The following is a 16,572-nucleotide window of genomic DNA, read 5'->3' as shown; positions in this document are numbered from 1 at the left end:
ACAGTGCCGCTGCCATCGCCGCCATCGCCATCGCCGTGTAGGCGCTGTCGAGCTTGAGCGAGACGGCGATGGGATGGCTGCTGTTTCGCGGGTAAACCGAGTCGCCCGCATCGCCGGCACGCCGCCGCCTACAGGTTCAGAAGAACCGCGTGATGCTGATCTTGGCGTTGCGCCCTTCGCTGTAGACACCGTCGCCGCTGAGTGCTGGCTGGTAGCTGCGGTTGAACAGGTTATCGACGGTGAAGTTGATCTCGGTGCCTTTAAGGCCCGCCTGCTGCGGTTTCCAGTTGGCGAAAAGGCCCTGGGTGTCGTAGCTGGGGTTCTCGGTCTGGTCGTAGATAAAGTCGCCAATGGTGGAGTTGAAGCCGCCAGGATAGATGTCGGTAGGCACGCGATCGGTCTTGCGCACGAACTGGCCCTGCCAGCCCACTTGGGCGTCCCAGCTCGGGATCTTGGTGCCGAGGACTACCACCCATTTGGCCGGTGGAATATCCCGTGCCCACACGTGCCGGTCGGTAGCCCAAGGGTTGGTGTAGGGGTTATCTCGTTTACCTGTAGCCCAGGAGTAAGTCAGGGAACCGAACACGTACGTCGAGTCGTAGTAGCTTTCCAGCTCGAAGCCCTTGATGGTCATGCCGCCCACGTTGCGATAGTTGGTCCTGGACGCCGCGTCGGTGCACACCGCATCGATACTGCCCGGCACGGTCATTTGCCGTTCGCAGCCGAGGCCGGTGGCCTTCATGATCTCGTCTTCGATGCGGTTGTGAAACAGCGTGGTGCGCAGCTGCAGGTTGTCATCGCGGGTGAAGACGCCGGAGAAGTGCGTGACGTTGCCCGCCGTAATCGCGGTGATGCGCTCCGGGTCGAGGTTGAGGCTGGTGGCGCTGCGCGTGCTGGCAGAGCCTTGCACCTCGTACTGCTCATCGATGACCGGCGCGCGCCAGGTGCGGTTCCAGCTGGCGAAGAAGGCGACATCCGGGGTCACGTTCCAGAAGGCTGCCAGGCGTGGCGACCAACCGGTGTAGGTGCGGTCGCTGTAGTCATGGCCGACACGTGGGTCCGGGCTGCTGTAGTACGGCGCATCGTTGGCTTCGCCGCGGTTGCGCACGTGGTCATAGCGCAGGGACGGCGTGAGGGTGACGTCGCCAAGTGTCACGGCGTCCTGCAGGTAGAACGCGTTGGTGTCGACTTTGCCGTGGGGCATGAAGTACGGCTGGAAATGGCCATAGTTGTATCTAGCGGTGTTGTAGGTCGCGCCCGGCATCCAGCTTTCGGTTTCGCGATCGTGCTTGCGCACCTGCACGCCGGTGGTCACGGCGTGCTCCAGCGGGCCGGTGGTAAACAGGCTGATGTTGCGCAGCTCAAGGATGCGGTCGGTGTAAGACGTTTCCATCTTGCGCCCGCCGGTGGCCAGGCTGATCACCGCATTCTCGGCGCGCTCGTCGGTTTGATCGGTCTTGGAGAACGAGTAGCTGAGTTTCAAGTCGATCAGCGGGTTGTTCAACGGCTGGTATTCGTACTTGCCCGACCAGGTGGTGTCCACGGTTTCGCGGTCGGCCAGAAAGCGTTTCAGTGCGCCTTCGTAGCCATATCGGTCGATGGCTGATTGCGTCGGCGGCGACGGGTAGGTTTTAGCCGAGAACGGCGCCATGCGCTCGCTTCTGGCGCTGGAATAGGACAGGCCCATGCTGTGCTCGTCGGTGAAGTGCGCGTTGAACTTGAGCAGCTCGCCTTCTACATCCTGCGCGCTGTTGGGCAGGCGCTTGGGGTTGATCGGGTATTCGTTGCGTGGGTCGGGCGGGGTGCCGGCGAGCTTCAAGTCATCGCCGTCGCGTTTGGTCAGGTAGATCAGGCCATCCATGCGGCCGTCGTCGGTGCGGCCATACACTGCGCCGGTGTACACCTGTTCGTGGGTGTTGCTGGAGTAGCCGTACTTGGCCATCGCCCCGGCGTTACGCCCATCCTTGAGCAGGTCCGGTGCATCCTTGGTGATCATGTTGACCGTGCCGCCGAAACCGCCGTTGCCGTTGAACGGCGAATACGGACCTTTCTCCACCTCAATGCTTTTGATCAGCTCGGGTTCGATGAACACCGTGCCTTGCTGGTAGCGCTCGAAGCCGCTTTTGGTCGCGCCATCCACGGTCATTGGCACATCTTCGGCATCGCCCATGCCGCGAATGTTGATGGTCTGGCCACCGGGCTTGGGCGAGCCGCCCATGGACACTCCCGGCAAGGTCTGCAGCAGCGAAGGGATGTTGTCGGGCTGGTAGCGGTCGATATCGGCCTGGCTCAAGGTGGAGCGCCCGACGGTGCTGGAGTCGACCTCGTTGCCGGTGCCGATCACGCTCAGGGCTTCCAGCTGGATCGCGCCGCTCTGGGTGGTTTTTGCCTCTTCGGGCTTTACCACGTAAGTGCTGCCGACCCTGATCAGGATGAACTCGCCGTTTTTCAGCAGGGTGCGAATCGCCACTTCCGGGCTGAACTCACCGTTGAGCGCCGGTGCCTGCACGTTCTTGAGCAGTGCTTCATCGAACAACAGCTGGATCTTCGCCTGCTGCGCCACTTGGCTCAGCGACGTGGCCAGCGACTGGGCGGGCAGTTGCAGCTTGAACGACTCGGCCTGGGCGCTGAGGCTGAAGGCCAGGCAGGTGGCAATGACGGTCGGTCGAAGAAACAGGTGCGAAGCGTGGCAAGGCGCGCGAAACATGAAATCCCCCGGTGTGGCCAAGTGGCCGAAAAATGCGTGCGTATCAAACGCAGACCGGAGGAAGACGGGGCAGGCAAAAAAATCCACACCTGCGAATGAAAAATATTCTCAAGTACTGTTTCGAGGGTTATTTGCTGGGCTCGATCCGCACGATGCCATCGGCCGAGGCCACGGTTTTCACTGGCAGCAAGGCGGGCAAGGCATTGAGCAGGGCGTCCGGGTCGTTGACATCGAGGTTGCCCGAGACCTTCAGTTGCGCCACCGCATTGCTGACCTGCAACGGCGCCTGGGGACGGTAGAGACTCAGTTCATCGATCAGGCTGGCCAGTTCGCGGTTGCGAAACGACAAGTGCCCGCTGCGCCAGTCGGCCACTTCTTCGGCGGTGAGGGTTTGTTGCTGCACGGTGCCCTTGGCGTAGCTGTAGGTGGCGCGCTGCTGGGCGCCGAGCAGGGTCACCGGGCTCTTTGCGTCCGGCTCGAAAGCTACCTTGCCGTGGGCGACGCTGACCACCAGTTGCTGTTGGCTGCGGCGTACATCGAAGCCGGTGCCGACCACCCGCACATTGGCCTCGCCGGCCTGCACGAACAGCGGCCGCTCCTTGTCGGCGGCCACCTCGATATACAGCTGGCCCTTGTCCAAGTGCACGATGCGCTGGTGCGCGGTGAAGTCCACACGCAGGCGCGTGTTGGCATTTACATACAGCGTGCTGCCGTCGGGCAGGTTGAAGGTGCGCATGCCCTTGGCATGGGCCGCCACTTGCGTGTGATACAGCTCGCGGGGCGCGCCGATATGCGTGGCCAGCACGGCGCACAACACTGCGGCGGCGACGGCCAGGGCAGGGCGCCACACCGACGGTTTGCGCTTGGGCAGGGGCACCGGTTTGTTCAGTTGCTGCAACTGTGCCAGGTCGGCCCACAGTTGCTCGAACTCGGCATAGGCGCGAGCATGCGCCGCAACCGCATGCCAGGCGGCAAACGCCTTGCGGTCGGCACGGCTCGCGTCATTACGGTTGCGTGCAAACCAGCTGGCGGCTTGGGCATCGATGGAGTCACTCGCTTCGATATCCAGGGCGTCGGTGTCGCTCAGGCGGTTCATTCTGGCTGCTCCGTGCCGGGGTCTGATTGAAGGCGTCGCTTGCAATGCAGCAGGGCAAAAGCGATGTGCTTTTCCACCATGCTCGTCGAAATGCCCATGCGCTCGGCGATCTGCGCCTGGCTCAAGCCTTCGAAGCGGTGCAGCATAAGGGCTTCTCGCCGGCGCGGCGAGAGTTCGGCGAGGACTTCTTTCAACTGTTCCAGGCGTTGCAAGCGCTGCGCGGCGGCCATGGGATCGTTTTGCTCGTCGGTGACCGGTTCGGCGTCCCTGTCGGCCTGATCGGAATGGGCGGTGTGCCGTACCTTCTGTCTGCGCCAGTGATCACGCAGCAGATTGCGCGCCATCTGGAACAGAAAGGCCCGTGGCTGCTCGACCTTGGCCCGGTCGCGGTAGTCCAGCCACTGGGTAAAGACATCCTGGGTCATGTCCGCCGCGTCGCTGGCGTTGTCCGTGCGTTTGCGCAGGAAATGCAGAATATCTGCATAAAACCCGCGAAAAGCATCGGCCGACAGCGGGTCGGGCTTGGGACGAGACATGGATATCCTTCGTGACGAAGCACGGCGTAGAAATGCCTCGAATGATATCGAGAATTATTGTCATTTGTCTTGGTTTAATTGTCGACGCCAGCTTGTCGGCGATCGCGTCGAGGCAGTCGATGTTGATGTTGACTGCGAGAGCGCTATCGCCGGCAAGCCGGTTCCTACAGGGTCAGCGCAGCAATGTCTTTAGTTGCTCGATCCCGGCTTCACTCAACGGGAACACCGGCAACCGTGGATCGCCGGCTTCCAGCCCGGTCAGGCGCAAGCCGGCCTTGATCGTTGCCGGTAGTCCGCCCTTGAGGATGAACTCCAGCAGCGGCAGTTGGCGGTAGAACAGTTCCCGCGCCTGGGTCAGATCATTCGCCAGCACCGCGTCGTACAAAGCCAGGTTGAGCTGTGGGATCAGATTTGGCGCTGCGGTGCACCAGCCTTTGGCACCCGCCACGAAGGCTTCCAGTGCCAGCGGGTTGCACCCGTTGAAGAACGGCACGTCGCTGTGGCGCCGTAATTGGTGCATGCGTTGAATATCGCCGGTGCTCTCCTTGACCATCGTCACGTTCTCCACGTGCTTGACGATCCGCAGGATCAAATCCACCGACATGTCCGTGCCGCTGGTGGCGGGGTTGTTGTAGAGCATGATCGGCACGCCGATGCTGTCGCCAATCGCAGCGTAGTGGGCGAGGATTTCCGCTTCGCTGAGTTTCCAGTACGAGGCTGGCAGCACCATCACCACATCGGCGCCATTTGCCTCGGCGTAACGGGCGCGCCGCACGGCTTTAGCGGTGGTCAGGTCCGAGACGCTGACCACAGTCGGTACCCGCCGGGCAATTTTTGCCAGGCTGTAGGCGCTGACTTCATCCCACTCGGCATCGCTCAGATAAGCGCCTTCGCCGGTGCTGCCCAGGGGCGCGATGGCATGGACGCCGGCGTCGATCAAGCGGTCGATGGAGCGACCGAGGGCGTCGAGGTCGATGCGCTTACCGTCAGCGCTGAATGGGGTAATGGTGTAGCCGATGATGCCGTGAATATCGGGGCTGGACATGGGAAGTCTCCTGTCAGAAAAGGGGCGGGTCAGTTCAGGCAATCGGCGTGCTGGCGCAGGTTCTGTCGCACGTAGTAATTGAACGCGGCGCCATGGCGCTTGGGCCGGGAGATCCAGTCGTGGGCCTCGCGCCCCAGCTCCGGCAGGATCGGCTTGATCGTGCCGGCCGCCATCGCCAGCAACTGCAGCTTGGCGGCGCGCTCGATCAACTGTGCAATCACGCAGGCCTCCTCGACGCTCGCGCCGGTCGACAACTGGCCGTGGTGCGAAAGCAGGATCGCGCGTTTGTCACCGAGTGCCGCGGTGATGATTTCGCCTTCTTCGTTGCCCACCGGCACCCCTGGCCAGGCCTCGAGGAACGCGCAGTCTTCGTACAGCGGGCAGAGGTCCATGTGGGACACCTGCAGCGGTACTTCCAGCATCGACAGCGCGGCGATATGCGTGGGGTGCGTGTGAATGATGCAGTTCACATCCGGGCGCCCTCGGTAGACCCAGCTGTGGAAACGGTTGGCCGGGTTGGGAATGCCGTGGCCTTCCAGCACTTCAAGGTCCTCGTTTACCAACAGCAGGTTGCTGGCGGTGATCTCATCGAAGCCCAGCCCCAATTGCTGGGTGTAATAGGTGCCGTGTTCGGGCCCGCGCGCAGTGATCTGCCCGGCGAGGCCCGAGTCGTGGCCGTGCTCGAACAGGATACGGCAGGTCAGCGCCAGCTTTTGCCGCACGGTCCACGTATTATCCGCCAGGGTATTTTGCATCTGGATCAGCGCTTGCTTGACCAGCTGGTCTTTCGGGAGTGCTAATGTCTTGGCCATATCGGTGTCCTTTGGGTGGTTCAATGGACGTCTGGTTTGCTGGTCTCCCGCTGCTCGCAAGGTCGCTGGGTGAACGCAAATGACACTAAAGATGCTATATGACACAAAGTGTCATTGGCAAGCACAGCTCATCGCTTCCTGCATGGATTAACCGCGGAACATGTCTATCCGTTTGAAATTATTGAGAAAAAAACTTGGCGTAACCTTGGAGAGCCTGGCTGAAAAGTCCGGGATGACCAAGAGCTACCTGTCCAAGGTTGAGCGCGGCCTCAACACGCCGTCGATTGCCGCCGCGCTGAAACTGGCCAAGGCGCTGAACGTGAAAGTCGAAGAGCTGTTCAGCGAAGACAGCGTCAGCCTCGACAGCTACAGCCTGGTGCGCAGCCATGAACGGCCCGACACGGCGCCCGGTTACGCGGTGCTCGCCCATCAGGTCAGCGAGCGCAGCCTGCTGCCCTTCATCATCTACCCGCCGGCGGAATTCACCGACAAGAGCTTCAAGGAGCACGTGGGGGAGGAGTTTCTGTTTGTGCATGAAGGCCAGGTCGAAGTGGATTTCATGACTGAGCGCGTGATCCTCGAGCGTGGCGATGCGCTGCACTTCAATGCGCAGAAGCCCCACCGCCTGCGCTCGGTGGGGCCGGTGCAGGCGCAATTGCTGGTGGTGGTGCACAGCGCGCAGGACTGACGTCACTTGGCTGTTGTGAACACGCGCATGGTGGACGCTGGCAAGCCAGCGCCTGTATTTGATCGAAGTCGCCCGGAAAGTCAGCGTTCGACCGGGACTGACAGCGCAGGATTGCCCAGCGGATGGGTGCGCGCCGCAAAGAATTCCAGCGCCACGCCCGACCCATCAAACAGCTCCGAGTACCGCCGCTTCTGCTGGCGAATAAACCCGTCGCTGCGCCCCGATACCGAGATTGCCAGCGTGGTCACCGGGGCTTGGCGAATCGCATCCACCAAGTGTTTATCCTGCGGCCCGAGGTCGTGGCCGAAGAGGCACAGCGCGCCTTCATGGGTCAGCAGTTGCTCATAGCAGAACGACAGGTAATCCGAGCTGCGGATGGTCTTGAGCTTCTCGTCTACCGTGCCTTCGCTGACGAACAGCGGCACATCGTCGAGGGTCTTGATCGTGTTATTGATCGCAAAACTGCTCAGCAGGGTGCTGTCGGTGGTCGGCAATTTGCGCGCGGTACCATCGAGGTTGCGCACCAGGTGCAGGCCACCGTGCAGGTACAGAATGCGCGTGGCCTCGGTGCGCGTGTTGCGCAGGTCGAAGCTTGAGTCGGCGCTGCGAAACAGGTCGTCGATGCCTGGCGTGTGCAGGATCGCCCAGTAGTTGAGCAAGTCGTAGTTACTGGTAAACACCGTGGTGTATTGCGCCAGCTCCGCGTTGATCGTCGCCAGCGTCGACGGCTGCACCAGGCGCCACGGAATGTGCACCGCGTGGATGGTATTGATCAGCGCTTCCTTGATCGCGTAGTAGCGATTGCGCGGTGCCGCCGAGCTGACTGCCAGGGCCTTGTTGACCCGGCTGGTGGTCTTCAACGCGCCAAGGGCCTGTTCGAAGCTGCGGGTTTGCAGGGCGTCGAACACGCTGAGTTCGGACTGGCCGAGGGGTTTTTCTTCGACGGTGCGTGCGTTTTCGAACAGCGAGTCGTAGGCGAAGTCTTCCCAAATCGTGCGGCTGGCGCCGTTGCCGATCAGAATCCCGCTGAAGGCAGTGCGGCTGCGCAGTGCGCTCCAGTCTTCAAGGTGGGCGTCAATATCCTGGAAATCCTTCATTGCGGCGGGTCTACTCGAATTCGGCTGGACGGTGACTTTATCACGAGCCGGCGTTGATCCTGATCAAGATGCCGCAGGCGGGTGAAGTCGATGCTGTAGGCATAAACGTCATCCGAGGATTCGCCATGAGCAGCACCTTCTTCATTCCCGCCGTCAACATCATGGGCACCGATTGCCTCGACGAAGCCATGACCGCCATCCGCAACTACGGTTTTCGCAAGGCACTGATTGTCACCGACGCCGGCCTGGCCAAGGCGGGCGTGGCCAGCATGATCGCCGAGAAATTGGCGATGCAGGACATCGACTCGGTGATCTACGACGGCGCCAAGCCCAACCCCAATGTGGAAAACGTCGAGAACGGCCTGGCGCTGCTGCAACAGAGCGCCTGCGATTTCGTCGTGTCCCTGGGCGGCGGCTCGCCCCATGACTGCGCCAAGGGCATCGCGCTGTGCGCCACCAACGGCGGGCATATTGGCGACTACGAAGGCGTCGACCGATCGAGCAAGCCGCAACTGCCGCTGGTGGCCATCAACACCACCGCCGGCACCGCCAGCGAGATGACCCGTTTCTGCATCATCACCGACGAAAGCCGCCACGTGAAAATGGCCATCGTCGACCGCAACGTCACGCCACTGCTGTCGGTCAACGACCCGGCGCTGATGGTCGGCATGCCCAAGGGCCTCACCGCCGCCACCGGCATGGACGCCCTGACTCACGCCATCGAAGCCTATGTGTCCACTGCTGCCACGCCGATCACCGACGCCTGCGCGATCAAGGCCATCGAGCTGATCAGCGCCAACCTGCGTCTGGCCGTACGCGACGGCAGCGACAATGCCGCACGGGAAAACATGGCGTACGCTCAGTTCCTGGCGGGCATGGCGTTCAACAACGCGTCCCTGGGTTTCGTGCACGCCATGGCCCACCAGTTGGGCGGCCTCTACGACCTGCCCCATGGCGTGTGTAACGCGGTGCTGTTGCCCCACGTGCAAAGCTTCAACGCCAGCGTCAGCGCCAAGCGCTTGAGCGACGTCGGCCGCGCGCTGGGAGCGGATGTCAAAGGCAGCACGGACGAAGAGGGCGCCCAGGCCGCCATCGCCGCGATTCGTGCGCTGTCCCTGGACGTCGAAATCCCCGCCGGGCTGCGCGAGCTGGGCGCCAAGTTGCAGGACATTCCGCTGTTGGCCACTAACGCGTTGAAGGACGCGTGCGGGCTGACCAACCCGCGCCGGGCGGATCAGCGTCAGATCGAGGAGATCTTTCGCAGCGCGTTCTGACGGGGCAGCCACAAGCTGCAAGCGTTAAGCTACAAGCTGTTAAGGTGTGAGGCTCGCACTGCATTCAACTTGAGCATGAAGCTTGCGGCTTGCCGCTGAGGTCCCCCTTATGAGAGTTCTGTTATTCGGTGCCACCGGCATGGTCGGCCAGGGCGTCCTGCGCGAGTGCCTGCTTGCCCCTGACGTGCAGGAAGTGGTCGCCGTCGGGCGCACGCCGCTCACCCAGGAGCATGGCAAGCTGCATCAGGTGTTGCACAGCGATATGCTGGATTTCCAGCCGTTGGAAAACTTGCTGCAAGGCTTTGACGCGTGCTTTTTCTGCCTCGGGGTGTCCTCGGCGGGTATGAATGAAACCCGCTACACCCACCTCACCTATGACCTCACCCTCGTTGCCGCCAGCACCCTGGCACGGCTCAATCCGCAGATGACCTTCATTTACGTGTCCGGTGCCGGGACGGACAGTTCCGAGGCCGGCAAGTCGATGTGGGCGCGGGTCAAGGGCAAGACCGAGAATGCCTTGTTGCGCCTGCCGTTCAAGGCGGTTTACCTGTTCCGGCCGGGGATCATCCAGCCGTTGCATGGGGTGCGCTCGAAGACGCCGTTGTATCAGGCGTTTTACTCCGTGCTCGGGCCGTTGCTGTCGTCTGTGCGTCGGCTCAAGCCGGGTTGGGTGGTCAGTACTGAAACTGTCGGCCGGGCCATGCTGGCGGCGGTGCGCCATGGCGCGCCACAGCCGGTAGTGGAGCAGGCCGAGATCAATCGCCTGGCGTCCGAGCGCGGCTGATGTTGCACAAGAGCCTGGTGCGCCGCCTGGACCTGATCACCCTGCAACTGTTCGTCGCGGTGTTCGAGGAGGGCACCCTGACCCGCGCCGCGGCCCGCGAAGCCATCGCGGTGTCGGCTGCCAGCAAGCGCCTGATGGAGTTGGAGCAGGTGCTCGGCGTGAGCCTGTTCGTACGTCGGGCCAAGGGCATGGACCTGACCGCGGCCGGCGAGACCCTGTTGCACCATGCGCGGCAGATGCTGTTCAACGTGGAAAAAATGGGCCTGGAACTCGGTGAGCACAGCCACGGTGTGCGTGGTTACGTGCGGATGCTGGCCAATTTGTCGGCGATCATTGAGTTCCTTCCGGAAGACCTGCGCGATTTTTCCGAACTGCACCCCGAAGTCAAGACCGACCTTGAAGAGCGCCCCAGCAACGGCGTGGTCCAGGGCGTGCTGGATGGCGTCGCCGACCTGGGCATCTGCTCCAGCGATACCGACACCAAGGGCCTGCCCAGCGTGACCTATCGCCATGACAAACTGGTGGTGCTGATGCCGGCGGATCACGCATTGGCGGCGCGCTCATCCCTGGCTTTCGCCGACACCCTGGACAGCGACTACGTTGGCCTGCACGCCGCCAGCTCGATCAACATGCGCACCCACGCCGCCGCGCGCGAGGCCGGCAAAATGTTGCGCCTGCGCATCCACGTGCCGGGGTTTGATGCGATGTGCCGGATGGTCCAGGCCAATATGGGTATCGGCATCCTGCCGCAGAAGGCCTACGAACTGTTTGGCCGCGCGCTGGGATTGCACGCGGTGCCGCTGACCGATGCATGGTCGCACCGCAGCCTGATCCTGGTGGTGCGCGATGAAGCGCAGTTGTCGCCCGTCAGCCGCTTGCTGTTCGACTACCTCAGCGCGCCCCTGTAGAAGCCCTGCGGCGATGGCGATCTCGACATCGCCGCAGGGCTCAAGCATCCGGTCGCCCACCAGTGTGTTCGCGTTTCGCGAACGCTCCTTGCCAACTGACGGTTGGATTTTTCCTGCGACTGTCCTCTAGCCTTGGCCGCACATTCCAAGAACAAGAGGTACACCCCATGACGGCTCCCCTGAGCGGTATCAAGGTGATCGAGATCGGTACGCTGATTGCCGCGCCGTTCGCCGCCCGGCTGCTGGGCGAATTCGGTGCCGAGGTGATCAAGATCGAAGCCATGGGCCAGGGCGATCCACTTCGCAAATGGCGAAAGCTGCACGAAGGCACATCGCTGTGGTGGTACTTGCAATCGCGCAACAAGAAGTCCCTGGCGCTGGACCTCAAGTCCGCTGAAGGCCTGGGCCTGATCAAGCAGCTGCTGGGCGACGCCGACGTGCTGATCGAAAACCTGCGCCCCGGTGGCCTGGAAAAACTCGGCCTGGGCTGGGACGTGCTGCACGCGCTCAACCCCAAGCTGACCCTGGTGCGCATCTCCGGCTATGGCCAGACCGGCCCTTACCGCGACCGCCCAGGCTTTGGTGCGATCGGCGAGGCCATGGGCGGCATTCGCTACACCACCGGCAACCCGGATTCGCCACCGGCGCGGGTCGGCGTGAGCCTGGGTGACTCCCTTGCCTCGTTGCACGGTGTGATCGGCGCGCTGATGTCGCTGCTGCGGGTCAAGACCGGCCAGGGCGACGGGCAGATTGTCGATGTGTCCCTCGCCGAAAGCGTGTTCAACCTGATGGAAAGCCTGGTGCCGGAATACGACATGCTCGGCCACGTGCGAGAACGCAGTGGGGGGGCCTTGCCTGGCATTGCGCCGTCCAATACCTACCTGACCGCCGACGGTGCTTATGTGGTGATCGCCGGCAACAGCGACCCGATCTACAAGCGCCTGATGACCGCCATCGGCCGCGTCGACCTGGCCGAAGCCCCTGAGTTTGCCCACAACGACGGCCGCGCGGCGAAGAGTGGATTGCTGGATGCCGCGATCACCCACTGGACCAGCAGCTTGCCCATCGACCAGGTGCTCAGCGCCCTGGAAGCTGCCGAAGTGCCGGCCGGACGCATCTACTCGGTGGCGGATATCGTCAGCGACCCGCATTACCAGGCGCGCGAAATGCTGCTCGATGCCGAGTTGCCTGGTGGTGTGTCGGTGAAGATGCCCGGCATCGTGCCCAAACTTTCCGAAACCCCCGGTGGCGTCAACTGGCAGGGCCCGGCCCTGGGCCAGCACACCGATGACATCCTTGGCAGCCTGGGCCTTACCGGCGCCGATATCCAACGCCTGAAAACTTCGGGAGTGGTGCAATGATCACTGACTATGGGGACCCGCTGATCGTGCAGGAAGTCTCCCCGCGCGATGGCCTGCAAATCGAACCGACCTGGGTCGAGACCGTCGACAAGATCGCGCTGATCGATCAGTTGTCGCTGGCCGGTTTTTCGCGTATCGAAGCCGGTTCGTTTGTGTCGCCCAAGGCCATCCCCGCGTTGCGCGACGGCGAGCAGGTGTTCCAGGGCATCGCGCGCAAACCCGGGGTGATCTATGTGGCGCTGATCCCCAACCTCAAGGGCGCCCAGCGCGCCATCGAGTCGCGCGCCGATGAGTTGAACCTGGTGATGTCCGCCAGCCAGACCCACAACCTGGCGAATATGCGCATGCGCTGCGAGGCCTCGCTGGCAGCGTTCGGTGACATCGTGCGCTTTGCCGCCGATCACGCGGTGCGCCTCAATGGCAGCATCGCCACCACCTTCGGCTGCCCGTTCGAAGGCAAGATCGATGAAGACCGCGTGCTACAGATTGTCGACGCGTATCAAGCCCTCGGCATCCAGGGCATCAGCCTGGCCGACACCACCGGCATGGCCAACCCGCGCCAGGTGGAACGTCTGGTCAAACGTGTGTTGCAGCGTGTGCCGGCGGGCGACCTGACCCTGCATTTCCACAACACCCGCGGCCTGGGCTTGTGCAATGTGCTGGCTGCCTACGAGGCCGGCGCCCGACGTTTTGATGCGGCGCTGGGTGGCCTCGGCGGCTGTCCGTTTGCGCCGGGGGCGTCGGGCAATATCTGCACCGAAGACCTGGTCAACCTGTGTGACGAGGTCGGCATTCACACCGGTATCGACCTGCCGCACCTGCTGCATATGTCCCGGCGCTTGCCGGCCTTGCTTGGCCATGAGTTGCCCGGCCAGGTGGCCAAGGCCGGGCGCAACAGCGACTTGCATCCGCCACCGGCCTACATCGCCACGCTGTAACGCCGCACCAGACAACAAAAACAATCGGACGCCTGTGAGCAGTCCGCTGGAGAGAAACCCATGAGCACTAATACGTTGGAGGCCGGCGCGCGCCCGGCCGCTGAAATCGATGCCGAAAAAGCCCTGGTCAGCAAGGTCGCCTGGCGCCTGATGCCGCTGATCATGGTGTGTTACCTGTTCGCGTTTTTTGACCGTATCAACATCAGCTTCGCCAAGTTTCAGCTGCAAACCGACCTGAGCCTCAGCGACACCGCCTACGGCCTGGGCGCCGGTTTGTTTGTGGTGGGCTATGTGATCTTTGAAGTACCGAGCAACATGATGCTGTACAAGGTCGGCGCCCGGCGCTGGATCGCGCGGATCATGATGTCCTGGGGCCTGGCCACGGCGGCCATGGTGTTTGTCACGGCCGAGTGGCAGTTCTATGGCCTGCGCTTCATCATCGGCGCAATGGAGGCGGGCTTTGCACCTGGCGTGTTGTACTACCTGACCCTGTGGTTCCCGCAGCATTTCCGTGGGCGCATCACCTCGATGCTGTTCCTGGCCTCAGCCTTCGCCGGCTTGGTGGGTGCACCGTTTTCCGGCCTGGTGCTCGAGCACCTCGACGGTGTACTGCAGATGCGCGGCTGGCACTGGCTGTTCCTGCTCGGCGGCTTGCCGTGCATCGGCCTGGGGTTCCTGGTGTTGACGTTGCTCAAGGACCGTATCGAAGACGCCCATTGGCTGACTTCTGCGGAAAAGGCCTTGCTGTCGAGCCGCATCGCCAAGCATGAACCGAACACCCATGGCGGTTCACTGCTGTCGGCGATACGTATTCCGGGTTTCTTGATGCTCGGCTTTATCTACTTCCTGATCCAGGTCGCTTCCTACGGCCTCAACTTCTGGGCACCGCAATTAATCCGCAGCGCCGGCACCCAGAGCCCGGTAATGATTGGCCTGCTCACGGCCATCCCGTATGTGTGCGGTGCGATCAGCATGGTGGTGATCGGGCGTCTGTCGGATGCCACCGGCGAGCGCCGCAAGTTTGTCTGCGGCCTGGTGGTGCTCGGCGCGGTGGGCTTCTTCAGTGCCGGGATCTTTGCCGACCACACGACGTTCCTGATCATCGCCCTGGGCATGTTGGGCGCGGGCATCATCGCCTCGATCCCGACCTTCTGGACGCTGCCTCCCAAGCTGCTGGCCGGCGCCGGTGCGGGCGCGGCGGGTGGGATCGCGGTGATCAACACCCTCGGGCAGTTCGGTGGGATCGTCAGCCCGGTAATGGTGGGGCGGATCAAGGACCTGACCGGCAGCACCACCCCGGCGCTCTACGTGATCGGGGTGTGCGCGCTGTTGGCCGCGGCGCTGCTGCTGTGGGGCCTGCCGCAGAAACTGCGCACCCTCGATAAAGGCTGATCAGCCCGCCGTCGCCAAGGCCCGGGCCGGCGTGGCGCTGAACTGAATCAACGCCACGCCGCCGATCAACAGCAGCGCCCCCAACACGCGGGGCGTTGTCAGTTGGCGCTCCACCAGGCCGAACAGGCCGAAATGGTCGAGCAGCAGCGAGGCAAGAATCTGCCCGGCCATGGCCAACGCAATAAACCCCGACGCGCCCAGCTTGGGCAGCAGCATCAACGCCAGGGAAATAAAACACACCCCGAATGCGCCGCCGGCCCACATCCACAACGGCGCCTTGCTGATGAATGCCAGGCTTGGCAACGGCAGGCGCAGCGCGATGATGACCGGCAGCAGCACGATAATGCTCACCAGCAACGAGGCGAGCGTGGCCCAGAGCGGGTGGCCAAGCCCGCGCCCGAGGTTGGCGTTGATCGCGCTTTGAAACGGCACCACCGCGCCGGCAATCACCGCCAACGCCAATAATCCCAGCCAGTGCAACGTGGTCATGGTGAATCTCCCAGAGGTTTTGCTGGACTCTAGGCTATTCGTCGCGCAAATTTAAATTCCAAATTCTAATGTCAGGCATGCAGCTGATGAATGATCTGCGCCGCATCGACCTTAACCTGTTGGTGATCCTCGACGCCTTGCTCAGTGAGCAACATGTCACGCGGGCCGCCGAGCGCCTGCACCTGAGCCAGCCCGCCGTCAGCCATGCGCTCGCGCGTCTGCGTGACCTGCTGGGCGACCCGTTGCTGGTGCGCCAGGGCGGCAGCCTGGTACCCACCGCCCGCGCCCTGGAGTTGGCGGCACCGCTGGCCGAAGCATTGGCGCAGGTGCAGGCACTGCTGGCGCCGAATCGCTTCGACCCGGCCTCGGCCAAGCGGCGTTTTCGGCTGGCGATGTCGGACTACAGCGCGGCGATATTCCTGCCCGGACTGGTGCGCACCCTGCGCCGCGAAGCGCCGGGCATCGACCTGCAAATCATCCAGGCCAGCCGTGAAGGCATGGTCGACGGCGTGCTCAACGGCGACCTCGACCTGGCCGCTGGCGTGTTCCCTGACATGCCCGCCGAACTGCGCACCACGCCATTGTTCGACGAGCACTACACCTGCCTGGTGGACCGCGCCAGCCTGCCGCAAGGCGGCGTGCTGGACCTGCCCACCTACCTGTCGCGGCCCCATGTACTGCTGGAGATGCGCGGCAGCGGCACGCCGGAAATCGAGCGCGCGCTGACGGCGATTCGTGAGCGCCGACATGTGGCGATCAGCCTGCCGCACTGGGGCGTGGCGCCGCAGTTGATCCAGGGCACGGACCTGATCCTGACCGTCTCATCCCGAGGCTTGCTGAACATCGATCATCAGCACTTGCTGACCGTGCCGCCGCCGTTTCATATTCCCTCGTTTGCGTTCGAGCTGGCGTGGCATACGCGTCGCGGTGGGGATTCGGGGTTGCAGTGGTTGAAAGAGCAACTGCAGGGTGTATTGTCCGTAGGCCCCCGATAACAGGAAACCCACATGCTTTCAGGCCTCAACCACCTGACCCTGGCCGTCACCGATCTGGAGCGCAGCGTGCGCTTCTACCATGAGCGGTTGCACCTGAAACTTGACGCCACCTGGGACACCGGGGCCTACCTCTCTTTGCCGGGCCTATGGCTCTGCCTGTCGCTGGACCCTCTTCGCGAGTCCATGCCGGCGGCGGATTACACCCACTACGCGTTTACCGTCGAGGCGGCTGATTTCACCGCGCTGGTTGCCCAGCTGCGCGCCGCCGGCGTTCAAGAGTGGCGCGACAATCGCAGTGAAGGGGCTTCGTTCTACTTCCTCGATCCCGATGGCCACAAACTCGAAGCCCATGTCGGCGACCTGGCCTCGCGTCTTGAGGCCTGCCGCAACAAGCCCTACGCCGGCATGAAGTTTTACCCCTAGCGCACATCCACCACACCTTTCCACCGT

16 protein-coding genes are annotated in these 16,572 nt (G+C 62.9%); 9 read left to right on the top strand and 7 right to left on the bottom strand.

Features of this window, described 5'->3' with window-relative positions:
* Positions 1-136 precede the first annotated feature (136 nt).
* From BBG20_RS00675 to BBG20_RS00655, 5 genes are all read right to left on the bottom strand, one after another.
* Entirely contained in the window at positions 137-2,707 is a 2,571-nt protein-coding gene (locus BBG20_RS00675; protein ID WP_065899453.1) for a TonB-dependent receptor, read from the bottom strand.
* Between the two features lie 127 nt (positions 2,708-2,834).
* Positions 2,835-3,803: a FecR family protein gene (locus BBG20_RS00670; protein WP_065899452.1), complete on the bottom strand. Its 969-nt coding sequence runs from the start codon at positions 3,801-3,803 to the stop codon at positions 2,835-2,837.
* Positions 3,800-4,339 (bottom strand): RNA polymerase sigma factor, encoded by a 540-nt coding sequence (locus tag BBG20_RS00665; RefSeq protein WP_065899451.1) that lies wholly within the window; start codon positions 4,337-4,339, stop codon positions 3,800-3,802. The genes BBG20_RS00670 and BBG20_RS00665 overlap by 4 nt, the downstream gene beginning before the upstream one ends.
* Before the next feature lie 172 nt (positions 4,340-4,511).
* Positions 4,512-5,384, bottom strand: coding sequence for a dihydrodipicolinate synthase family protein (locus tag BBG20_RS00660; protein ID WP_065899450.1), 873 nt, complete (start codon positions 5,382-5,384; stop codon positions 4,512-4,514).
* A 29-nt stretch (positions 5,385-5,413) separates the two neighbouring features.
* Positions 5,414-6,196 carry an aldolase gene (locus BBG20_RS00655; protein WP_065899449.1) on the bottom strand — a complete coding sequence of 261 codons (783 nt, stop codon included), beginning with the start codon at positions 6,194-6,196 and terminating at the stop codon, positions 5,414-5,416.
* 160 nt (positions 6,197-6,356) lie between these two features.
* Between BBG20_RS00655 and BBG20_RS00650 the strand changes: the two genes are divergently transcribed.
* Entirely contained in the window at positions 6,357-6,884 is a 528-nt protein-coding gene (locus BBG20_RS00650; protein WP_065899448.1) for a helix-turn-helix domain-containing protein, read from the top strand.
* Between the two features lie 80 nt (positions 6,885-6,964).
* On the opposite strand, the gene BBG20_RS00645 is transcribed toward BBG20_RS00650, so the two are convergent.
* Positions 6,965-7,981, bottom strand: coding sequence for a DUF4917 family protein (locus BBG20_RS00645; protein WP_065899447.1), 1,017 nt, complete (start codon positions 7,979-7,981; stop codon positions 6,965-6,967).
* 125 nt (positions 7,982-8,106) lie between these two features.
* On the opposite strand from BBG20_RS00645, the gene yiaY reads away from it, so the two are divergent.
* From yiaY to BBG20_RS00615, 6 genes are all read left to right on the top strand, one after another.
* Positions 8,107-9,255 (top strand): L-threonine dehydrogenase, encoded by a 1,149-nt coding sequence (gene yiaY / locus BBG20_RS00640; RefSeq protein ID WP_065899446.1) that lies wholly within the window; start codon positions 8,107-8,109, stop codon positions 9,253-9,255.
* Positions 9,256-9,364: 109 nt separating this feature from the next.
* On the top strand, positions 9,365-10,039 hold the full coding sequence (locus BBG20_RS00635) for an NAD(P)H-binding protein (protein WP_065899445.1): 675 nt from the start codon (positions 9,365-9,367) through the stop codon (positions 10,037-10,039).
* On the top strand, positions 10,039-10,947 hold the full coding sequence (locus BBG20_RS00630) for a LysR family transcriptional regulator (protein ID WP_065899444.1): 909 nt from the start codon (positions 10,039-10,041) through the stop codon (positions 10,945-10,947). Before BBG20_RS00635 ends, BBG20_RS00630 begins: the two co-directional genes overlap by 1 nt.
* A gap of 167 nt (positions 10,948-11,114) precedes the next feature.
* A complete protein-coding gene (locus BBG20_RS00625) occupies positions 11,115-12,308 on the top strand; it encodes a CaiB/BaiF CoA transferase family protein (RefSeq protein ID WP_065899443.1) in 1,194 nt (397 codons plus the stop codon).
* Positions 12,305-13,246 carry a hydroxymethylglutaryl-CoA lyase gene (locus BBG20_RS00620; protein ID WP_065899442.1) on the top strand — a complete coding sequence of 314 codons (942 nt, stop codon included), beginning with the start codon at positions 12,305-12,307 and terminating at the stop codon, positions 13,244-13,246. Before BBG20_RS00625 ends, BBG20_RS00620 begins: the two co-directional genes overlap by 4 nt.
* Before the next feature lie 60 nt (positions 13,247-13,306).
* The gene (locus tag BBG20_RS00615; RefSeq protein WP_065899441.1) at positions 13,307-14,638 is read left to right on the top strand and encodes an MFS transporter; all 1,332 of its coding nucleotides are present in this window, start codon (positions 13,307-13,309) and stop codon (positions 14,636-14,638) included.
* Here the strand turns inward: BBG20_RS00615 and BBG20_RS00610 are convergent, their stop codons facing one another.
* Positions 14,639-15,127: a DMT family transporter gene (locus BBG20_RS00610; protein ID WP_065899440.1), complete on the bottom strand. Its 489-nt coding sequence runs from the start codon at positions 15,125-15,127 to the stop codon at positions 14,639-14,641.
* 77 nt (positions 15,128-15,204) lie between these two features.
* Here BBG20_RS00610 and BBG20_RS00605 point away from each other — a divergent pair, with 77 nt between their 5' ends.
* Complete coding sequence (locus BBG20_RS00605; RefSeq protein ID WP_226939987.1) at positions 15,205-16,122, top strand: LysR family transcriptional regulator; 918 nt, start codon at positions 15,205-15,207, stop codon at positions 16,120-16,122.
* A gap of 12 nt (positions 16,123-16,134) precedes the next feature.
* Complete coding sequence (gene fos / locus BBG20_RS00600) at positions 16,135-16,545, top strand: fosfomycin resistance glutathione transferase (protein WP_065899438.1); 411 nt, start codon at positions 16,135-16,137, stop codon at positions 16,543-16,545.
* The last annotated feature ends 27 nt before the right edge of the window (positions 16,546-16,572 follow it).

The organism is Pseudomonas aylmerensis (assembly GCF_001702265.1).
Taxonomy (GTDB): Bacteria; Pseudomonadota; Gammaproteobacteria; order Pseudomonadales; family Pseudomonadaceae; genus Aquipseudomonas; species Aquipseudomonas aylmerensis.
This window is presented reverse-complemented; position numbering and strand designations above follow the sequence as displayed.

Excerpts from the sequence above, each read along its gene's own strand:
- BBG20_RS00675 (WP_065899453.1), bottom strand. The coding sequence starts at position 2,707 with ATGTTTCGCGCGCCTTGCCACGCTTCGCACCTGTTTCTTCGACCGACC.
- BBG20_RS00610 (WP_065899440.1), bottom strand. The coding sequence starts at position 15,127 with ATGACCACGTTGCACTGGCTGGGATTATTGGCGTTGGCGGTGATTGCC.
- BBG20_RS00615 (WP_065899441.1), top strand. The coding sequence starts at position 13,307 with ATGAGCACTAATACGTTGGAGGCCGGCGCGCGCCCGGCCGCTGAAATC.
- BBG20_RS00605 (WP_226939987.1), top strand. The coding sequence starts at position 15,205 with ATGCAGCTGATGAATGATCTGCGCCGCATCGACCTTAACCTGTTGGTG.
- BBG20_RS00620 (WP_065899442.1), top strand. The coding sequence starts at position 12,305 with ATGATCACTGACTATGGGGACCCGCTGATCGTGCAGGAAGTCTCCCCG.
- BBG20_RS00650 (WP_065899448.1), top strand. The coding sequence starts at position 6,357 with ATGTCTATCCGTTTGAAATTATTGAGAAAAAAACTTGGCGTAACCTTG.
- yiaY (WP_065899446.1), top strand. The coding sequence starts at position 8,107 with ATGAGCAGCACCTTCTTCATTCCCGCCGTCAACATCATGGGCACCGAT.
- BBG20_RS00625 (WP_065899443.1), top strand. The coding sequence starts at position 11,115 with ATGACGGCTCCCCTGAGCGGTATCAAGGTGATCGAGATCGGTACGCTG.
- BBG20_RS00635 (WP_065899445.1), top strand. The coding sequence starts at position 9,365 with ATGAGAGTTCTGTTATTCGGTGCCACCGGCATGGTCGGCCAGGGCGTC.
- fos (WP_065899438.1), top strand. The coding sequence starts at position 16,135 with ATGCTTTCAGGCCTCAACCACCTGACCCTGGCCGTCACCGATCTGGAG.
- BBG20_RS00670 (WP_065899452.1), bottom strand. The coding sequence starts at position 3,803 with ATGAACCGCCTGAGCGACACCGACGCCCTGGATATCGAAGCGAGTGAC.
- BBG20_RS00665 (WP_065899451.1), bottom strand. The coding sequence starts at position 4,339 with ATGTCTCGTCCCAAGCCCGACCCGCTGTCGGCCGATGCTTTTCGCGGG.
- BBG20_RS00655 (WP_065899449.1), bottom strand. The coding sequence starts at position 6,196 with ATGGCCAAGACATTAGCACTCCCGAAAGACCAGCTGGTCAAGCAAGCG.
- BBG20_RS00645 (WP_065899447.1), bottom strand. The coding sequence starts at position 7,981 with ATGAAGGATTTCCAGGATATTGACGCCCACCTTGAAGACTGGAGCGCA.
- BBG20_RS00630 (WP_065899444.1), top strand. The coding sequence starts at position 10,039 with ATGTTGCACAAGAGCCTGGTGCGCCGCCTGGACCTGATCACCCTGCAA.
- BBG20_RS00660 (WP_065899450.1), bottom strand. The coding sequence starts at position 5,384 with ATGTCCAGCCCCGATATTCACGGCATCATCGGCTACACCATTACCCCA.